This is a genomic window from Microbacterium sp. ZW CA_36 (assembly GCF_044987475.1).
Taxonomy (GTDB): Bacteria; Actinomycetota; Actinomycetes; order Actinomycetales; family Microbacteriaceae; genus Microbacterium.
The window spans coordinates 1-18,415 of record NZ_JBJDRL010000036.1 but is presented as its reverse complement, the minus strand read 5'-3'; the positions used below and the strand labels follow the sequence as shown (position 1 = coordinate 18,415).

At 69.8% G+C, this 18,415-nt stretch carries 16 protein-coding genes; 12 read left to right on the top strand and 4 right to left on the bottom strand.

Features of this window, described 5'->3' with window-relative positions:
* Nucleotides 1-20 precede the first annotated feature (20 nt).
* Together ACI3KX_RS14745 and ACI3KX_RS14740 are read right to left on the bottom strand one after the other, a co-directional pair.
* The gene (locus tag ACI3KX_RS14745; RefSeq protein WP_404910208.1) at nt 21-659 is read right to left on the bottom strand and encodes a response regulator; all 639 of its coding nucleotides are present in this window, start codon (nt 657-659) and stop codon (nt 21-23) included.
* Nucleotides 656-1,858 (bottom strand): histidine kinase, encoded by a 1,203-nt coding sequence (locus ACI3KX_RS14740; RefSeq protein ID WP_363356891.1) that lies wholly within the window; start codon nt 1,856-1,858, stop codon nt 656-658. The genes ACI3KX_RS14745 and ACI3KX_RS14740 overlap by 4 nt, the downstream gene beginning before the upstream one ends.
* Before the next feature lie 272 nt (nt 1,859-2,130).
* Here ACI3KX_RS14740 and ACI3KX_RS14735 point away from each other — a divergent pair, with 272 nt between their 5' ends.
* The 9 genes from ACI3KX_RS14735 to ACI3KX_RS14695 all read left to right on the top strand — a co-directional run bounded on the left by ACI3KX_RS14735 (nt 2,131) and on the right by ACI3KX_RS14695 (nt 12,721).
* On the top strand, nt 2,131-2,979 hold the full coding sequence (locus ACI3KX_RS14735; protein WP_363356890.1) for a nitrilase-related carbon-nitrogen hydrolase: 849 nt from the start codon (nt 2,131-2,133) through the stop codon (nt 2,977-2,979).
* A gap of 229 nt (nt 2,980-3,208) precedes the next feature.
* Entirely contained in the window at nt 3,209-4,642 is a 1,434-nt protein-coding gene (hydA, locus tag ACI3KX_RS14730; protein ID WP_404910207.1) for a dihydropyrimidinase, read from the top strand.
* Nucleotides 4,643-4,763: 121 nt separating this feature from the next.
* Nucleotides 4,764-5,780: a TIGR03842 family LLM class F420-dependent oxidoreductase gene (locus ACI3KX_RS14725; RefSeq protein ID WP_363356888.1), complete on the top strand. Its 1,017-nt coding sequence runs from the start codon at nt 4,764-4,766 to the stop codon at nt 5,778-5,780.
* 10 nt (nt 5,781-5,790) lie between these two features.
* On the top strand, nt 5,791-6,720 hold the full coding sequence (locus ACI3KX_RS14720) for an ABC transporter permease subunit (protein ID WP_308867792.1): 930 nt from the start codon (nt 5,791-5,793) through the stop codon (nt 6,718-6,720).
* The gene (locus ACI3KX_RS14715; RefSeq protein ID WP_404910206.1) at nt 6,717-7,526 is read left to right on the top strand and encodes an ABC transporter ATP-binding protein; all 810 of its coding nucleotides are present in this window, start codon (nt 6,717-6,719) and stop codon (nt 7,524-7,526) included. Before ACI3KX_RS14720 ends, ACI3KX_RS14715 begins: the two co-directional genes overlap by 4 nt.
* The gene (locus ACI3KX_RS14710; protein WP_404910205.1) at nt 7,523-8,362 is read left to right on the top strand and encodes an ABC transporter permease; all 840 of its coding nucleotides are present in this window, start codon (nt 7,523-7,525) and stop codon (nt 8,360-8,362) included. Before ACI3KX_RS14715 ends, ACI3KX_RS14710 begins: the two co-directional genes overlap by 4 nt.
* Nucleotides 8,363-8,421: 59 nt before the next feature.
* Nucleotides 8,422-9,612, top strand: a complete 1,191-nt coding sequence (locus tag ACI3KX_RS14705) for an ABC transporter substrate-binding protein (protein WP_404910204.1) — start codon at nt 8,422-8,424, stop codon at nt 9,610-9,612.
* A gap of 175 nt (nt 9,613-9,787) precedes the next feature.
* Nucleotides 9,788-11,104 (top strand): aspartate aminotransferase family protein, encoded by a 1,317-nt coding sequence (locus ACI3KX_RS14700; protein ID WP_349426299.1) that lies wholly within the window; start codon nt 9,788-9,790, stop codon nt 11,102-11,104.
* Nucleotides 11,105-11,188: 84 nt separating this feature from the next.
* The gene (locus ACI3KX_RS14695; RefSeq protein WP_404910203.1) at nt 11,189-12,721 is read left to right on the top strand and encodes a CoA-acylating methylmalonate-semialdehyde dehydrogenase; all 1,533 of its coding nucleotides are present in this window, start codon (nt 11,189-11,191) and stop codon (nt 12,719-12,721) included.
* A gap of 651 nt (nt 12,722-13,372) precedes the next feature.
* Here the strand turns inward: ACI3KX_RS14695 and ACI3KX_RS14690 are convergent.
* Nucleotides 13,373-14,344, bottom strand: a complete 972-nt coding sequence (locus ACI3KX_RS14690) for a diacylglycerol/lipid kinase family protein (protein WP_404910202.1) — start codon at nt 14,342-14,344, stop codon at nt 13,373-13,375.
* A 22-nt stretch (nt 14,345-14,366) separates the two neighbouring features.
* Entirely contained in the window at nt 14,367-14,837 is a 471-nt protein-coding gene (locus ACI3KX_RS14685; RefSeq protein ID WP_363356881.1) for an Lrp/AsnC family transcriptional regulator, read from the bottom strand.
* Between the two features lie 125 nt (nt 14,838-14,962).
* On the opposite strand from ACI3KX_RS14685, the gene ACI3KX_RS14680 reads away from it, so the two are divergent.
* From ACI3KX_RS14680 to ACI3KX_RS14670, 3 genes are all read left to right on the top strand, one after another.
* Nucleotides 14,963-16,393 carry a DUF6421 family protein gene (locus tag ACI3KX_RS14680; protein ID WP_404910201.1) on the top strand — a complete coding sequence of 477 codons (1,431 nt, stop codon included), beginning with the start codon at nt 14,963-14,965 and terminating at the stop codon, nt 16,391-16,393.
* Between the two features lie 100 nt (nt 16,394-16,493).
* Complete coding sequence (locus ACI3KX_RS14675; RefSeq protein ID WP_404910200.1) at nt 16,494-17,207, top strand: SDR family NAD(P)-dependent oxidoreductase; 714 nt, start codon at nt 16,494-16,496, stop codon at nt 17,205-17,207.
* A gap of 47 nt (nt 17,208-17,254) precedes the next feature.
* On the top strand, nt 17,255-18,331 hold the full coding sequence (locus ACI3KX_RS14670; protein WP_404910199.1) for a threonine aldolase family protein: 1,077 nt from the start codon (nt 17,255-17,257) through the stop codon (nt 18,329-18,331).
* Nucleotides 18,332-18,415: the final 84 nt, after the last annotated feature.

Sequence of the window (18,415 nt, the reverse complement as noted above, 5' to 3'; positions counted from 1 at the left end):
GTGACGCCGCCCGGCCCGGACTACGCGAGGCCGTGCTCGAACGCGAACACGACGAGCTGCACGCGGTCGCGCAGCGCGAGCTTCGTGAGGATGCGGCTGATGTGCGTCTTCACGGTGGCCTCCGAGAGGAACTCCCGCGCGGCGATCTCGGCGTTCGAGAGGCCGCGCGCGGCGAGGGCGAAGATCTCCCGCTCACGGTCGGTGAGGTCGCCGTAGGCGGGCGGCACGGGCCGGGGCGCGGCATCCGTGAAGCGCTCGAAGAGCTCGCGGGTCGCGGATGCCGCGATCACAGCAGATCCGGCATGCACGGTGCGGATCGCGGCGAGGAGGAACTCGGGGTCGGCGTCCTTGAGCAGGAACCCGCTCGCGCCCTGCCAGATGGCCCGGGCCGCCGCCTCGTCGAGATCGAAGGTCGTGAGCATCACGATGCGCGGGGGCTCGGCGTCGGTGAGCAGCTCGGCGGTGGCGGCGAGGCCGTCCATGACGGGCATGCGGATGTCCATGAGCACCACGTCCGGCCGCGACCGGCGCACCGCGTCGATCCCCTCACGGCCGTCGGCCGCCTCGGCGACGACCTCGAGATCGGGCTGCGAGTCGATGAGCATGCGGATGCCGGCGCGGAACAGCGCCTGGTCGTCGACGAGCACGACGCGGATCATGCGAGATCTCCGATCGGGATGTGCGCGCGCACGGTGAAGGCGCCGAACTCGTCGGCCGCGTCGAGGCGGCCGCCCGCGAGCTGCGCGCGCTCGCGCATGCCGATGAGTCCGTGGCCGAACCTCCCCGGCTGGGTGCCGGGCACGATCGGGTTGCGCACATCGAGTTCGACGCGATCGGGTAGCCAGGCGAGCCGCACGTCGACGGGGCCGCCGGGGGCACCGTGGCGGAGCGCATTCGTCAGCGCCTCCTGCAGGATGCGGTAGACCGCGAGCTGCACGGCCGCCGCCGGTTCGCCCTCGGCCGAGCTGCGCTGCGGTGCGGGGTCGACGTCGACGCGCAGCTCCACGCCGGCGGCGCGCACCTGCGCGTAGAGCTCTTCGAGGTCGGCGATCGTCGGCTGCGGTCCGTCCCCCTGGCGATGGCGCAGCTGGCCGAGGAGCAGCCGCACGTCGGCCAGCGCCGAACGCGCGGTGCTCGAGATCGTCGCCAGCGCATCGGTCGCGACCGCGGGATCGGCCGCGGCGGCGTAGCGCGCTCCGTCGGCCTGGGCGATCACGACCGCGAGCGAGTGCGCGACGACGTCGTGCATGTCGCGGGCGATGCGCACCCGCTCCTGCTCGGCGACGGTCTCCGCCTCGGCGCGCTGCTGCGCCTCGCGATTCTCCCGGGCCCGCACCGCCGTGCGCACGAGCGCGCCGATCGTCCACGAGAGCCCCAGGGCGAAGGCGGCGGCGACGAGCGTGACGAGGGCGATGGGCAGCGTCTGCCACGACAGCCCGCCCCCGGCGAACACCGGTCCGGCGAACAGGTAGACGGTGATCACGAGAGCGCCGACGATCGCGGAGACGAACCCCGCCCAGTACACCGGCCGCACCCCGTACGCCGCCGTGGCGTACAGCACCGCGAAGATCGCGACGTCCGAGAAGCTGGGCGGGCGCCCCAGGCCGATCTGCGCCGCGGCGCCCAGCCACGCGAGCCCGAGCGCGAGGGCGGGCGACAGCCGGCGCACCGCCAGAGCGGCGCTGAAGATGCCGGCGATGAGCAGGCCGAACACGGTGTGCCCGTCCGATCCGATCAGGTACTCCACGCCGAACGCGCCCGTCGCTGTGACCGCCTCGACCGGCCAGGCGACCAGCAGGAAGACCAGCGCGACCGAGACGTCGGTGACGAGCTGGTACGTCTTCAGGCGGCGGAACACCGTTTCACGTTACGGGACGCGCTGTGCGGCGGCATCCGTCCGGAGATGTACCTCGGATGCCGCGGCATCCGTCCTGCGATCCATCGAAAGGTCTGCCGAACCAACCATTGCGCCGCACCGGGTCAGGCTTTACTGTCGCGTCACAGGCCGAAACCGACGGGAAACGTCGGGTCGACAGGATCGGGGTGCAGGGCCGCCGCGGGAGCGGACCCCGCCGGTCCCGCCCGAGGGACGAGGAACACGGCATCCGCCGGTTCACGAACGGAGAGACGATGACGACGGTACGCGCGGCGATTTCGCAGACCACCTGGACGGGCGACAAGGAGTCGATGCTCGACAAGCACGAAGGGTTCGCGCGGGATGCCGCGAGCCAGGGCGCGCAGGTCGTGTGCTTCCAGGAGCTGTTCTACGGCCCCTACTTCGGGATCACGCAGGACAAGAAGTACTACCGCTTCGCCGAGCCGGTCGACGGCCCCATCGTGCAGCGCTTCGCCGCGATCGCCAAGGAGCTCGGGCTCGTGATGGTGCTCCCCATCTACGAGGAGGCCGAGACCGGGGTCTACTACAACACCACGGTGCTGGTCGACGCAGACGGCACCACCCTCGGCATCTACCGCAAGCACCACCTGCCGCACCTCGACCGGTTCTGGGAGAAGTTCTACTTCCGCCCCGGCAACCTCGGGTACCCCGTCTTCGAGACCGCCGTGGGACGCGTCGGCATGTACATCTGCTACGACCGCCACTTCCCCGAGGGATGGCGCGAGCTCGGCCTCGCCGACGCGCACATGGTCTTCAACCCGAACGCCACCAAGCCCGGGCTGTCGAACCGGCTGTGGGAGGTCGAAGGACCCGCCGCGGCCGTCGCCAACGGGTACTTCGTGCTGCAGCCCAACCGGGTCGGCCGCGAGGACAACGAATACGGCGACCTCGCCGTGGACTTCTACGGCACGAGCCAGGTGATCGATCCGCGGGGCAACTTCGTCGGCGAGCGCGGGTCGGGCGAGCACGAGGAGCTGCTCGTTCGCGACCTCGACCTCGACATGGTGCGCGAGATGCGCGACGACTGGCAGTTCTACCGCGATCGCCGGCCCGACTCGTACACCCGGATCGCGAAGCCGTGACCGATATGCGGTCGTTCCCCTCCCGGTCGTTGAGCGAGGGAGCGCAGCGACCGAGACGAAACGCGCCGAACCGACGTCACGCAGCGGCCGGAGGCGTTTCGGCTCTGCGTTTCGACTCGCGAGCTCGCTCAACGACCGCGTTCCTCGCACGCTCAACGACCGGTGGGAGAGTGGCTCGCGGCGTTTCGACTCGCAAGCTCGCTCAACGACCGGGATCAAGGGAGATGCAATGACCACCACATTGATCAAGGGCGGGACCGTCGTCTCGGCGACCGGTCGCGGCGAAGCGGACGTGCTCATCGACGGCGAGACCATCGCCGCCGTCCTGGCGCCGGGGTCGCAGCTTCTCGGGACGGATGTCGCGGCATCCGTCGACACCGTCATCGACGCCACCGGCAAGTACGTGATCCCCGGCGGCATCGACGCGCACACGCACATGGAGCTGCCCTTCGGCGGCACGAACGCCTCCGACACATTCGAGACCGGCACGCGGGCTGCCGCCTGGGGCGGCACCACGTCGATCATCGACTTCGCGGTGCAGCGCTACGGCGAGCGCGTGCAGGACGGCCTGGCCGCCTGGCACGAGAAGGCCGCCGGCAACTGCGCGATCGACTACGGCTTCCACCAGATCGTCGGCGGCGTCGACGACGACTCGCTCGCCGCGATGCGGGGCCTCCTCGACGAGGGCATCTCCAGCTTCAAGCTGTTCATGGCCTACCCCGGCGTCTTCTACTCCGACGATGCGCAGGTGCTGAAGGCGATGCAGGTGTCGGCGGAGACCGGCCTGCTCACGATGATGCACGCCGAGAACGGCCCGGCGATCGACGTGCTGGCGGCGCAGCTCGCGGATGCCGGCAAGAAGGCGCCGTATTACCACGGCATCGCGCGCGCCTGGCAGATGGAGGAGGAGGCCACGCACCGCGCGATCATGCTCGCGAATCTCACCGGTGCGCCCCTCTACACGGTGCACGTGAGCGCCAAGCAGGCGGTCGACCAGATCGCGTGGGCGCGCGACCAGGGCTGGAACGTGTTCGGCGAGACCTGCCCGCAGTACCTCTACCTGTCGCTCGAGGAGCAGCTCGGCGCGTTCAGCGAGGAGTGGGGGCAGTTCGAGGGGGCGAAGTGGGTGTGCTCGACGCCGCTGCGGAGCAGCAAGGACGGCCACCAGCACCACATGTGGCAGGCGCTGCGCACCAACGACATCCAGATGGTCTCGACCGACCACTGCCCGTTCTGCATGAAGGGGCAGAAGGACCTCGGCCTCGACGACTTCCGCGCGATCCCCAACGGCATCGGCTCGGTCGAGCACCGCATGGACCTCATGTACCAGGGCGTCGTCACCGGGAAGATCACGCTCGAACGGTGGGTGGAGCTCACCTCGACCACGCCCGCGCGCATGTTCGGCCTCTACGGTCGCAAGGGCGTGATCCAGCCGGGCGCCGACGGCGACGTCGTGGTCTACGACCCGAACGGCCACACCAGCATCTCTGCGGCATCCCACCACATGAACATGGACCACTCGGCGTGGGAGGGATTCGAGATCGACGGGCACGTCGACACCGTGATCTCACGCGGCAAGGTCCTGATCGACGGCGGCCAGTACCACGGCGCCAAGGGCGACGGCCGCTTCCTCAAGCGCGGCCTCTCGCAGTACCTCATCTGACCATGGCACGTTTCGTCTCTGCGTTTCGTCTCGCTTCGCTCGCTCAAGGACCGGTACGTCACCCGGTCGTCGAGCGAGCGAGGGACGAGCGAGACGAAACGTCACGAACGTAGGAGCACACATGGACTTCGGAGTCGTCCTGCAGACCAATCCGCCCGCCGCGCGCACCGTGCAGCTCGCCCGGCTCGCCGAGGCGCACGGGTTCAGCCACGTGTGGACGTTCGACTCGCACCTGCTGTGGCAGGAGCCCTACGTCATCCACTCCGCGATCCTCGCCGAGACCAAGCGGGTCACCGTCGGGCCGTTCGTCACGAACCCCGCGACGCGCGACTGGACGGTCACGGCATCCGTCTTCGCCACGCTCAACGAGATGTACGGCAACCGCACGATCTGCGGCATCGGCCGCGGTGACTCGGCGGTGCGCGTCACGAACGGCAAGCCGGTGACGATGGCCGAGCTGCGCGAGTCGATCCACGTGATCCGAGAGCTCGCCAACTCCCGCCCGGTCGAGTACAAGGGTGCGACCCTGCAGTTCCCGTGGAGCCGCGGATCGCAGCTCGACGTCTGGGTGGCCGCCTACGGCCCGCTGGCGCTGAAGCTCACCGGCGAGGTCGGCGACGGCTTCATCCTGCAGCTCGCGGACGTCGACATCGCCGCCTGGATGATCAAGACGGTGAAGGATGCCGCGGCCGCCGCCGGCCGCGACCCGGAGTCGCTGTCGTTCTGCGTGGCGGCGCCCATGTACATCGGCGAGGACCGGGCGCACATGCGCGACCAGTGCCGGTGGTTCGGCGGGATGGTGGGCAACCACGTCGCCGACATCGTGGCCAAGTACGGCGAGCACGGGGCCGTTCCCGACGCGCTGACGGACTACATCGCAGGTCGCCAGGGATACGACTACAACACGCACGGCAAGGCGGACAACGACCATGTCGACTTCGTGCCCGACGAGATCGTCGAGCGCTTCTGCATCCTGGGCAGCGCCGACGAGCACATCGCCAAGCTCGAGCAGCTGCGCGAGCTCGGCGTCACGCAGTTCGCCGGCTACCTGCAGCACGACAACAAGGAGGAGACCCTCCGCGTCTACGGCGAGACCGTGATCCCTGCACTCCAGACCCACGTCGCCGCGAAGAAGTGAGGGCTGCGGCATGAGACCGATCGGCTGGTCGGCCCGGAGGCAGGGCGAGCTGCGCGGCTGGATCGCCGCGGGCTGGGGAGCCCTCGGCGTGCTCGCCGTGCTCGTGCTGTGGGAGCTGTACAAGTTCCTCGGCCCCAGCGACGGGTTCGTGATCGGGGCGGTGGCAGGCGAGTCGGGCTCGGGTGTCATGATCCTGCCGCGCACCCACGACCGCGCCATGCCGCACGTCTGGGACATGGTCGCCCGGCTGTTCGCCCCGACCAGCGGCGGCGACACCCCGCCGCTGTGGGTCTCCGTCGCCGGCGCCGCGCTCGTGACGCTCGGCATCGCGGCCGTCGGCTGGCTGATCGGCGTCGCCGTCGGCGCCGTGCTCGGACTCGTCATGCAGCGCTGGCGCCTGCTGGAGTGGGGCCTGCTCCCCTGGATCGTGGTCAGCCAGATCGTGCCGCTCATCGCGTTCGCCCCGGTCGTCAACGCCATCGGCAATCAGATCGACCGCGGCGGCGGCTCCTGGCCGCAGTGGCTGTCGGTCGCCGTCATCGCGTCGTACCTCGCGTTCTTCCCGGTCGCCGTCGGCGTGCTCCGCGGCCTCGGCTCACCCGACCGCATCCACCTCGATCTGATGAACAGCTACGCCGCCGGCTACTGGCCGACGCTCCTGCGCCTGCGGCTGCCCGCCGCGGTGCCGCACCTGCTGCCCGCGCTCCGGCTCGCCGCCGCGAACGCCGTGCTCGGCGCCGTCGTCGCCGAGGTGTCGATCGGCATGCGAGGCGGAATCGGCCGCATGCTGATCCAGCTCGCCGGCCAGGCCTCGAGCGACCCCGCCGCGCCGTGGGGACCGACGTTCGGCTCGATCGCCCTCGGCCTGATCGCCGCCGGCTCGGTGGCCCTCATCGGCCTCGGACTCGCCAACTACCGCAGAGGAGAGGCCACCGCATGACCCTTCGACAAGCTCAGGGGCCGTGGGCCGTGCACGCAGCCGCAGTCGGGAAGGTCTTCCCGACGAAGACCGGGGAGGTCGTCGCGCTCACCGAGGTCGAACTGGAGGTCGCCGCCGGCGAGTTCGTGTCGCTCATCGGCCCCTCGGGCTGCGGCAAGTCGACGCTGCTGCGCCTGATCGCCGACCTCGACCAGGCCACCACCGGCACCCTCGAGATCTTCGGCAAGCCGGCCAAGCGCGCCCGCATCGACCAGGACTACGGCATCGCCTTCCAGCAGGCAGGACTCCTGCCGTGGCGCACGGTGGCCGCCAACATCGGACTGCCGCTCGAGCTGCACGGCACCGGCAAGGCCGCGCGGGCGACCCGCGTCGCCGAGCTCGCCGAGCTGGTCGGTCTCTCGGACTTCGTCGACCGGTACCCCGACCAGCTGTCGGGCGGCATGCAGCAGCGCGTCGCCATCGCGCGCGCACTCGCCGCGCGGCCGAGGCTCCTGCTCATGGACGAGCCGTTCGGCGCGCTGGACGAGATGACGCGCGAGCGGCTCCAGTCCGAGCTCACACGCATCGCCGCCGAGACATCGGCCGCCGTGGTGTTCGTGACGCACTCGATCCCCGAAGCCGTCTTCCTGTCCGACCGCGTCGTCGTGATGAGCCCGCGTCCCGGCCGCATCACCGACGTCATCGAGACGGGTCTCGGCGAACAGCGCGACGAGGCGCTGCGCGAGTCGCCGGCGTTCTTCGATCGCGTCACCGCCGTCCGCGAGGCCTTGCACGGCTCGCCCGTCGCGAGGGCGAGTGAATCATGACGGATACGGCGACCACGATGCTGCCCGCCCCGCCGACGCCGGCGGGCAAGGCGCAGCGCCCCGAGCCCGGCGAGCGCGAGCTCCCGGGGTGGCTGCGGTGGGTGGCGCCCGTCGTGGTCGGCATCCTGATCCTCGCGATCTGGATCTTCTGGGTCGACGTGCTCGGCACCGCGCCCCGGATGCTGCCGAGCCCGATCGCGATCGTCGAGGAGTTCGTCCGCCGGTTCCCGATCATCCTCGACGACATGAGGATCACGGCCACGAACGCGCTGATCGGGCTCGTGGTCGGATCCCTCCTCGCGCTCCTGTTCGCGGGACTCGCCGCCGCGGCCCGGCCCATCGACGGCATGCTCGCCCCGCTGGTGTCGGCCTTGGCGGTCATCCCGATCGTCGCGGTCACGCCGATCCTCAACACGATGTTCGGCGCGTCGAGCCAGTTCGGGCGCCAGGCGGTGGCGACGATCGCGGCCTTCATCCCCGTGTTCGTCAACGTCCTGCGCGGCCTCCGCCAGACCCGGCCCGTGCATCGCGATCTGCTGCGCTCGTCGGCGGCATCCGGCTTCCAGACGTTCCGCGTGCTCACCCTGCCGACCGCGCTCCCCTATCTGATGACGGGCCTGCGCATCGCCAGCTCGCTCGCCGTGATCGCCGCGCTGGTCGCCGAGTACTTCGGCGGCCCGGCCGACGGCATCGGCACCGCCATCGCGACCTATGCGAAATCGGGGCGCGCCGCCCTCGCATGGGCCTATGTCCTCGGCGGCATCATCATCGGCCTCGTGTTCTTCCTCGTGACCTCGCTGCTGGAGCGGCTGGCGACGAGGCGGTCGCCGGGCTGACCGGCGGGTATCGACAGGCTCTACCACCAAGAAAAGACGCACCACACGAAAGGAACGCAATGAGACACAGCAACTCACGCAGGTCCGGCATCCGACGTGGGCTGGCCGCGGCATCCGTCGCGACCATCGCGGCACTCGCCCTCGCCGCCTGCTCCGGCTCGGGCGACACCGATGACGGCGGCGACGACGCGGACTTCGAACCGCTCAGCTCGATCAAACTGCAGCTGCAGTGGCTGCCGCAGGCGCAGTTCGCCGGCTACTACGTCGCCCAGGAGCAGGGCTACTTCGAGGAGGAGGGCTTCGACGACGTCGAGATCGTGCCGTCGGGCGGTGACATCGTGCCGCAGGACGCCCTCGTCGCGGGCGACGTCGACTTCGCGATCGCCTGGGTGCCGAAGGTGCTCGGCACGCTCGAGGCGACGGGCGTCGAGCTCACCGACATCGCGCAGGTGTTCCAGAAGTCGGGCACCCTGCAGGTCGCGTGGAAGGGCGACGGCATCACGTCCGTCTCGGACTTCGAAGGCAAGCGCATCGGCTCGTGGGGCTTCGGCAACGAGTGGGAGATCTTCGCCGCGATGGCCGCCGAGGACCTCGATTCCACCTCCGTGTCGATCACGACCCAGGACTTCTCGATGAACGCCCTGCTCGACCGTGACGTCGACGCCGCCCAGGCGATGACGTACAACGAGTGGGCGCAGATCCTCGAGGTCGTGAACCCGGAGACGGGCGAGCTCTACCAGCCCGAGGACTTCGACGTCATCTCGTACGAAGACACCGAGGGCGCCATGCTGCAGGACGCGATCTGGGCGGACACCCAGCGCCTCGAGGAGGACCCGGCGTACGCCGACGCGGCCGTCCGGTTCCTGAAGGCCGTGACCAAGGGCTGGATCTACGCGCGCGACAACCCCGAGGAGGCTGCGACGATCGTCTACGACATCGCCTCTAACGCAGAGGCCGCGTTCCCCGTGGGCCCCGTGCACCAGCTGTGGCAGATGAACGAGGTCAACAAGCTCATCTGGACGGGTGCCGACTTCGGGCTCGTCGATGAGGCCGCGTGGGACAAGACCGTGGCCGGAGCGCTGTCGGCCAAGAACCAGGACGACCTCGAGCTCATCACCACGGAGCCCGCCGACTCGGCCTACTCGAACGAGTTCATCGAGAAGGCGCTCGCCGAGCTGAAGGACGAGGGCGTCGAGGTCGCCGGCGAGTACACGCCGATCGACGTCACCCTCACCGAGGGCGGTCAGTAGGTCGGGATGCGTTTCGTCTCGCTCCGCTCGCTCAACGGCCGGCTTGCGGTCGGTCGTTGAGCGAGCGAGGAACGCGGTCGTTGAGCGAGCTTGCGAGTCGAAACGCAGAGACGAAACGCCCTGAGCGAGACGGAACGCCCTTGACCCGGCGACGGAGAACGGGAAGCGTGGCCGCATGACCGAAGATCTCGACGCGCTCGCGAAGCAGCTCGACCGCGAGCACGTGTTCCACTCCTGGTCCGCGCAGGCCGGGCTCGACCTCCCCGTCATCGCGGGCGGCGCTGGAACAGTGGTGTGGGATCACGCCGGCCGTCGCATGCTCGACTTCTCGAGCCAGTTGGTGAACGTCAACATCGGGCACCAGCATCCTGCCGTCGTCGCGGCCATCCGGGCGCAGGCCGAGGAGCTCGCGACGATCGGCCCCGCCACGGCCAACCTCGCCCGCGGCCGGGCGGCGCAGCGCATCCTCGGCAAGGCGCCGGACGGCTTCGCCAAGGTCTTCTTCACCAACGGCGGCGCCGACGCGATCGAGAACGCGATCCGCATGGCCCGCCTTCACACCGGCCGCGACACGGTCCTCTCGACCTACCGGTCGTACCACGGCAACACCGGGGCGGCGATCGTCGCGACCGGCGACTGGCGACGGATGCCGAATCAGTTCGCCCGCGGCCACGTGCACTTCTTCGGTCCGTATCTGTACCGCTCCGAGTTCTGGGCGACCACGCCCGAGGAGGAGTCGGAGCGGGCGCTGCACCACCTCGAGCGCGTCATCCAGTCGGAGGGCCCCTCGACGATCGCGGCGCTGCTGCTCGAGTCGATTCCGGGCACCGCGGGGATCCTGCTGCCGCCGCCCGGCTACCTCGCCGGTGTGCGGGCGCTGGCCGACCGATACGGCATCGTGCTGATCCTCGACGAGGTCATGGCCGGGTTCGGCCGGACCGGGCGCTGGTTCGCGTTCCAGGGGTACGACGTCGTGCCCGACCTCATCACCTTCGCGAAGGGCGTGAACTCCGGCTACGTCCCGGTGGGCGGCGTGATCATCTCGGACGAGATCTCGGCGACCTTCGACGACCGCGTCTTCCCCGGCGGGCTCACGTACTCCGGGCACCCGCTGGCGGCGGCATCCATCATCGCCTCCATCGACGCGATGGAGGCGGAGGGCATCGTCGACAACGCCCGCCGCGTGGGCGAGGACGCGATCGGCCCGGGGCTGCGCGACCTCGCGGCGCGGCATCCGCTCATCGGCGAGGTGCGGGGCGAAGGCGTCTTCTGGGCACTCGAGCTCGTCTCGGACCGCGAGTCGCGCGAGCCGGTGGGCGCAGACGTGATCGGCCGGCTCAAGAAGGAGCTCACCTCGCGCGGCCTGCTGCCGTTCGCCGCTGACAACCGGATCCATGTCGTGCCGCCCTGCGTCGTCACCGACGGGGAGGTGCAGGAGGCGATCGCGATCTACGATGAAGCCCTGACGAGCGTCGAGGAAGACGGTCCCTGAGCCTGTCGAAGGGCTGACGCGTGCATCCCGCACTGCTGGGCGATCACGAGTCGCTCAGGCGGATTCCAAAGGAGGAACACGACAATGACGGACACGATGGAGCACACCGAGACGGTGGGTGCCGACACGACTGTCCTGGATCACTGGGTGAACGGCGCCCCCTGGGCGGGGGCATCCGATCGCACCGGACAGGTGTTCAACCCGGCACTCGGCATCGTGCAGAAGCAGGTGCGGTTCGCATCCCGCGCCGATGTGGGCGAAGCGGTCGACGCCGCCTCGGCGGCGTGGGCGCTCTGGCGCGACGCATCGATCGCGAAGCGCCAGGCGGTGCTGTTCAACTTCCGCGAGCTGCTGAACCAGCGCAAGCAGGAGCTCGCCGAGATCCTGACCGCCGAGCACGGCAAGGTGCTCTCGGACGCTCTGGGCGAGATCGCCCGCGGCATGGAGGTCGTCGAGTTCGCGTGCGGCGTGGGGCACCTCACCAAGGGCGCGTACTCCGAGAACGTCTCGACCGGCATCGACGTGTACACGCTCCGCCAGCCGCTGGGCGTCGTCGGCATCATCAGCCCCTTCAACTTCCCGGCGATGGTGCCGCTGTGGTTCTTCTCCGTCGCGCTCGCCGCCGGCAACGCGGTGGTGCTCAAGCCCAGCGAGAAGGACCCGACCGCCGCCAACTGGATGGCGGCGCTCCTGACCGAGGCGGGCCTGCCGGAGGGCGTCTTCAACGTCGTGCACGGCGACAAGGAGGCCGTCGACGCGCTCCTCGAGCACCCCGACGTGCGCGGGATCTCGTTCGTCGGCTCGACGCCGATCGCCAAGTACGTCTATGAGACGGCGACCGCGCACGGCAAGCGCGTGCAGGCGTTCGGCGGCGCCAAGAACCACATGCTGGTGCTTCCGGATGCCGACCTCGACCTCGCCGCGGACGCCGCTGTGAACGCCGGCTTCGGCTCGGCGGGCGAGCGCTGCATGGCGATCTCGGTGGTGCTGGCCGTCGACACGGTGGCCGATGAGTTCGTGGCCAAGGTGTCGGAGCGGATGAAGACGCTCCGCACCGGCGATGGCATGCGCGGGTGCGACATGGGCCCGCTCATCACGGGGCAGCACCGTGACAAGGTCACCTCGTACATCGACGTGGCGGCCTCCGACGGCGCGTCGGTGGTCGTCGACGGTCGCGACGTCGACATCGACGGCGACCCGAACGGCTTCTGGCTCGGCCCGACCCTCATCGACAACGTGCCGACGACCTCGTCGGTGTACGCGGACGAGGTGTTCGGCCCGGTGCTCTCGGTCGTGCGGGTCGACGGCTACGAGGAGGGCCTCGACATCATCAACGCCAGCCCGTACGGCAACGGCACCGCCATCTTCACCAACGACGGCGGAGCGGCGCGGCGCTTCCAGCATGAGGCGACCGTGGGCATGATCGGCATCAACGTGCCGATCCCGGTGCCCGTCGCGTACCACTCCTTCGGAGGCTGGAAGGCGTCGCACTTCGGAGACACGAAGGCGTACGGCCCTCACGCGTTCGAGTTCTTCACCGCCGAGAAGGCCGTCACCTCGCGCTGGCTCGACCCCTCGCACGGCGGGATCAACCTGGGGTTCCCGCAGCACGACTGACTGACCGGGTGCCGGTCCGCGGGCGGTCGGCGGCGCGTGCCGCGGCACCGTCGATGTCCGCCTGCGGACCGGCACCGTTCAAAAACCCCGATGAACTTCCGGTTCACACAACCCCGATGAACTTCCGGTTCACACAGCCCAATGAACTTCCGGCTCACACAGCCCCAATGAACTTCCGGCTCACACGACCCAATGAACTTCCGGTTCACACGACCCCAGCGAACTCCCGGCTCACACGACCCCAACGAACTCCCGGCTCACACGACCCAATGAACTTCCGGTTCACACGACCCAATGAACTTCCGGCTCACACGACCCAATGAACTTCCGGTTCACACGACCCCAGCGAACTCCCGGCTCACACGGCCCCAAGGAAGTCTCGGCTCACACGGCCCCAGGGAACTTCCGGTTCACACGGCCCCGATGAACTTCCGGGTCACACGACCCCATCGAACTCCCGGCTCACACGACCCCAGGGAACTTCCGGCTCACACGACCCCAATGAAGTCCCGGTTCACGGAGTGGGCCCCGGGGTTCGTGCCGCAGAGGGGTGGACCGGCGTTCCTGTGTGAACCGGAAGTTCATTGAGCAATCCGGCAAGTGGCGCGCCCGCCGCGTACGGGGGTGCGCCGACGCCCTGCGCCCGCTGGGTCAGCCCTCGCGCGGCGGCACGAAGACCGTCACCGCGCGGGGGACGGCGACGCAGCGCAGCGTGAAGCCGGTGGGCGCCCGCTCTTCGAGCTCGCCGTCGTGGACGAAGACCGACGGATGCCCCTCTTCGAGGCGCACCGTCATCGCGAACTCCGCGATGAGCAGACGCTCGACGTCGGAGCGAGGCGGCATGAGCTGCACCGCCCGCAGCACGGCGGCGGTGCGCCGCCCGAACGCGAGGGACGCCATCGCGCGCAGCCGTGAGCCGCGCGCGTGGTGGATGCGGACGTCGAGTGTCGGTTCGACGAGCGTCTCTCGCTGCATCGTCGCGACGCGCTGGGGATCATTGCGCCCGATGCCGACGAACACGGACCACACGCGCGCCCGCCGGCCGTCGCGCACGATCGTCAGCGACTCCGCCGTCCTGAGCGTCCGCCAGGCGGCGACGATCCCGCCCAGCCATTTGCCGAGGGACTGCCGCCGGCGATCGCGCTCGTCGATCAGCTCGGGGTAGGTGCCCACCGACACCGCGTTGAGCGCCAGGATCGGCTCGCCGTCGTCCGCCCGGGCCTCGATCGCGCTCACCTCGATCGTGGTGCCGCTCTGGAGCGCGTCGATGGCCGTGTCCACGTCGTCGAGGCCCGCCGAGCGGGCGAAGTGGTTGAAGGTGCCACCCGGCATCACCAGGAGCGGACGCCCGTGCTCCCGGGCGAGCGCCGCCATCCGCGACACCGAGCCGTCCCCGCCGTAGACGCCCAGGACGGCGGGGGGTTCCTCCGACCGCATCGCACCGGCGACCACCTCGGCGAGGTCCTCCCCGTCGGCGAGCTCGTGGATCGTGGCCTCGGGCAGTCGCGCAGCGAAGGTCCCGGCGGGGTCCGCCCGCACCACGGCGGTGCCGGAGGCGGCGTTGCGCACGATGAAGACTCCCCGGCCGTCGGCGAACGCGGGCGGCTCGGATGAGGACGGCATGCTCCTGAGGCTACCCGCGGACTCAGGCAGGGAAGACCGGCCTGTTCTCGTAGAAGGTCTGGAGCACGACCGTGGTGCGTGTGTTGACCGAAGCCGACGATCGGATGTCGCGGATGAGCGTCTCCAGGTGCCGGGGGGAAGCGACCCGCACCAGCAGCATGTAGCTCGCGTCGCCGGCGATCGAGTGGCACGCCTCGATCTCGGACAGGTGCTCGAGAAGCTCGGGCGCGTTGTCGGGCTGGCCGGGATCGAGCGGCGTGATCTCGACGAATGCGGCGAGCGGCTTGCCGACGGATTCGGCGTCGACGAGTGCGCGATAGCCCGTGATGACGCCACGAGCCTCCAGCCGGCGCAGCCGGGTCTGCACGGCCGAGACCGAGAGGCCGACGGCCGCGGACAGCTCGGCCAGCGTCGCGCGCGCATTGCGCGACACTTCGCGAACGATCCCCGCATCGATGTCGTCGTCGAGGCGTCCGAGGCCGTCTTCGCTCATGCCCCGACACTACCAGCGGCCGCCTGCATCGACAGGAAGTCTTCCTGTCGATCATTCATATCGCCGGAACATATCCCGTAGACTCGACCTCGAGATCATCCTCGACTCGAAGATCGGAGGTTCACATGTCCATCCACGCCCGCACCACGCAGGTCATCGTCGGCGAACCCGAGGTCGTCGAGGACCCCCGGCTCGCCGAGACCAGCGACGCCTGGCGGCAGCTCAAAGAGGCGGCGACCTCGATCCAGGCCCTGCAGGCGCAGGACGGCTCGATTCCGGATGCCGCCGCACGCGTCGACGCTCGTACCCACGTCGCCGGGATCGTCGCAGGCATCCGCGCTCTCGCGCCCGCGTTCCCGCACGACGCCGAGTACCTCGCCGCGTCGGTGCGCGACTTCGAGCGCTGGGCGGACGAGGGCTTCGGCATCCCGGACTTCCTCGATTCGCTGCAGGCGTTCCAGCCGCAGCAGGACCGGGCCGACGGCATCCGTCATCTCGTCGTCTTCCCGATGTACACGCAGAACGGCTCGAGCGACCGTCGCGTCGAGGCGGTGCTCGTCGAGGTGATCTGGCCCGAGTTCATCGCGCGGCTCGAGGCCGGCGACTACGGCAACAAGCTGTTCGTGTCGCTGCGGTTCCTCGACTTCACGCCCGGCTACGACACCAACAGCGCTGTGCTCTTTCCTGAGACCGTCGCGATGCGCGAGATCCCCCGCTTCACGTGGGGCGCGATCTTCCAGGACCGCGAGGCGGCGCGCTATCGCCGCGTCGTGCGGGCCGCCGCCGAGATCACGAAGCTCGACCTGCCCGCGGATGCCGCGCGCATGCTCGACGACCAGGCGCTCACCGAGAAGACGTTCGTGATGTGGGACATCATCCACGACCGCACGCATATGCGCGGCGACCTGCCGTTCGATCCGTTCATGATCAAGCAGCGGATGCCGTACTTCCTGTACTCGCTGGAGGAGCTGCGGTGCGACCTCACGGCGTTCCGCGAGTGCGTGGCGATCCAGCGTCGGCTGTCGGCGCGCGCGGATGCCGGCGAGAGCCTGGACGCCGCAGAGGCGGAGATGCTCGAGCACGCGAAGCTCGTGCAGTACGCCGTGATCTTCGACCGGATCTTCCGCTTCGCGATCACCGGCTCGCGCGTGCGCAACTATGACGGGCTCGGCGGCCAGCTGCTGTTCGCGTGGCTGCACCAGCGCGACGTGCTGCACTGGACCGACACGGCGCTGGCATTCGACTGGGAGAACGTGCCCGCCGCCGTCGTCGCGCTCGGCGAGGCGATCGACGACCTCTACTGGCGCTCGATCGACCGACCCAAGACCGCGCACTGGCTCGCCGCGTACGACCTGGTGCGGACGACGCTGACACCCAACCCGGCATCGCATTGGGCGCGCGGACTCCGCGATGAGATTCTCGCCGGAGCGCCAAAGGGCTACACCGACGCGGTCATGGACGACGAGTTCCCGCTGTCGATGTTCTTCGAGGCGCTCGACAAGAAGATGAAGCCGGTCATCGAGTCGACCGCCGGCATCACCGGCCGCGTCTCCTGACATCACCGACGTCCTCGGCGGGAGCGCAGGGTCTCGCCGAGGACCCGCGGCCGTCGACGGCCGGCGAGACCGTGCGCCCGAGGCGTGGAAGGGTAGGAGCATGAGCGTCACAGGCAGGCTTGTGGTCATCTCGGGCGCGACGAGCGCCTCCGGTCTCGCGGCGACCCGCGAGCTCGTCGCCGCAGGCGCCCGCGTCGTCGCGGTCGGCCATGACGCGCAGAAGCTGCGGGAGCTCGCGGACTCCCTCGAAACGGGCGCCGGCGCCGCCGAGGCCGGCCAGGCGGGAAGCCTCCGCACCGAGATCTGCGACCTGACGGACGAAGCGGACGTCACCGCCCTCGCCGAGCGCGTGCACGCCACCGACGGCCGCGTCGACGGAGTGCTCCACCTCGTCGGCGGATGGCGGGGCGGCGGCGGCCTCGCGGGGCAGACCGAGGAGGTCTACCGCTTCCTCGAGCGCTCGCTCACCGCACTCCGCCACGTCAGCCGCGCGTTCGACGCCGATCTGCGAGCGTCGTCCTCCGCGCGCACCGCCATCGTGTCCTCGACGGCGGTCGAGCGCCCGCTCGCCGGCGGCGCCAGCTACGCCGCCATCAAGGCCGCGAGCGAGGCGTGGGCGCGAGCCGTCGCTCAGGGGTTCGCGAAGGCCGCGAAGGACTCCGGGCAGCCGCTGGCCGCGGCATCCGTCATCTTCCGCACCAAGAGCCTCGACGGCCTCGAGGAGGCACTCGCGCAGCGGTTCGCCGATCTGTGGGCGACACCCGCCGCCGAGACGAACGACACGATCGTCGAACTCACCGACCCTTCGCTCTGACGATCCCCGGCGGAGCCGGGTCGCCGCGCGAACTAGATTGGACACCCGTGACCACGATCCACGACCCGAACCTGCGGGGCTTCGCCTCGGACAACTACTCCGGCATCCACCCCGAGGTGCTGGCCGCGATCGCCGCCGCCAACGACGGCCACCAGGTCTCGTACGGCGACGACGTCTACACCGCGCGTCTGCAGGAGGTCATGGCCCGCCACTTCGGCGAGGGCGTCGAGGCGTACCCGGTGTTCAACGGCACCGGTGCGAACGTCGTCGGGCTGCAGTCGATGCTCCCCCGCTGGGGAGCCGTCGTCACGGCGGGCACCGCGCACATCAACGTCGACGAGGGCGGCGCCCCCGAACGCGTGGCCGGCATCAAGCTGCTGACCGTGCCCACCGACGACGGCAAGCTCACGCCCGAGCTCATCGACCGCGAAGCCTGGGGCTGGGGCGACGAGCACCGCGCGCAGCCGCTCGCCGTGTCGATCACGCAGTCCACCGAGCTCGGCACGCTGTACACCATCGACGAGATCACCGCCATTGCCGACCACGCGCACAGCCTGGGCATGCGCGTGCACATGGACGGCTCGCGCATCTCCAACGCCGCCGCGTCGCTGGGCGTCCCGTTCCGGGCGTTCACCCGTGACGCGGGCGTCGACGTGCTGAGCTTCGGCGGCACCAAGAACGGCGCCATGCTCGGCGAGGCGATCGTGGTGCTGAACCCCGAGGCGTCGGAGGGCCTGAAGTTCCTGCGCAAGCTCGACATGCAGCTCGCGTCGAAGATGCGCTTCGTGTCGGCTCAGCTGCTCGCCCTGCTCGAGGGCGACCTGTGGCTGCGCAACGCATCCCACTCCAACGCGATGGCGCAGCGCCTGCGCGTGGGCATCGAGGCCGGTCTCGCCGACGGCTCGATCCGCGGCATCGCGTTCACGCAGCCGACGCAGGCGAACGGCGTCTTCGCCACGCTGCCCGACGGCGTCGCGGACCGCCTCCGCACGTCCTTCAAGTTCTACGACTGGGATGCCGCGAAGAACGAGGTGCGCTGGATGTGCAGCTTCGACACCTCCGAGAACGACATCGACGCCTTCCTCGCCGCGATCGCCCGCGAGACCTCCGCTATCGGTCGTTGAGCGAGCGAGGAACGAGCGAGACGAAACGCCCCCCCACACCCCGCCCCCGGTCGTCGAGCGAGCGAGGAACGAGCAAGACGAAAC

Excerpts from the sequence above, each read along its gene's own strand:
- ACI3KX_RS14745 (WP_404910208.1), bottom strand. The coding sequence starts at position 659 with ATGATCCGCGTCGTGCTCGTCGACGACCAGGCGCTGTTCCGCGCCGGC.
- ACI3KX_RS14735 (WP_363356890.1), top strand. The coding sequence starts at position 2,131 with ATGACGACGGTACGCGCGGCGATTTCGCAGACCACCTGGACGGGCGAC.
- hydA (WP_404910207.1), top strand. The coding sequence starts at position 3,209 with ATGACCACCACATTGATCAAGGGCGGGACCGTCGTCTCGGCGACCGGT.
- ACI3KX_RS14725 (WP_363356888.1), top strand. The coding sequence starts at position 4,764 with ATGGACTTCGGAGTCGTCCTGCAGACCAATCCGCCCGCCGCGCGCACC.
- ACI3KX_RS14720 (WP_308867792.1), top strand. The coding sequence starts at position 5,791 with ATGAGACCGATCGGCTGGTCGGCCCGGAGGCAGGGCGAGCTGCGCGGC.
- ACI3KX_RS14715 (WP_404910206.1), top strand. The coding sequence starts at position 6,717 with ATGACCCTTCGACAAGCTCAGGGGCCGTGGGCCGTGCACGCAGCCGCA.
- ACI3KX_RS14710 (WP_404910205.1), top strand. The coding sequence starts at position 7,523 with ATGACGGATACGGCGACCACGATGCTGCCCGCCCCGCCGACGCCGGCG.
- ACI3KX_RS14705 (WP_404910204.1), top strand. The coding sequence starts at position 8,422 with ATGAGACACAGCAACTCACGCAGGTCCGGCATCCGACGTGGGCTGGCC.
- ACI3KX_RS14700 (WP_349426299.1), top strand. The coding sequence starts at position 9,788 with ATGACCGAAGATCTCGACGCGCTCGCGAAGCAGCTCGACCGCGAGCAC.
- ACI3KX_RS14695 (WP_404910203.1), top strand. The coding sequence starts at position 11,189 with ATGACGGACACGATGGAGCACACCGAGACGGTGGGTGCCGACACGACT.
- ACI3KX_RS14690 (WP_404910202.1), bottom strand. The coding sequence starts at position 14,344 with ATGCCGTCCTCATCCGAGCCGCCCGCGTTCGCCGACGGCCGGGGAGTC.
- ACI3KX_RS14685 (WP_363356881.1), bottom strand. The coding sequence starts at position 14,837 with ATGAGCGAAGACGGCCTCGGACGCCTCGACGACGACATCGATGCGGGG.
- ACI3KX_RS14680 (WP_404910201.1), top strand. The coding sequence starts at position 14,963 with ATGTCCATCCACGCCCGCACCACGCAGGTCATCGTCGGCGAACCCGAG.
- ACI3KX_RS14675 (WP_404910200.1), top strand. The coding sequence starts at position 16,494 with ATGAGCGTCACAGGCAGGCTTGTGGTCATCTCGGGCGCGACGAGCGCC.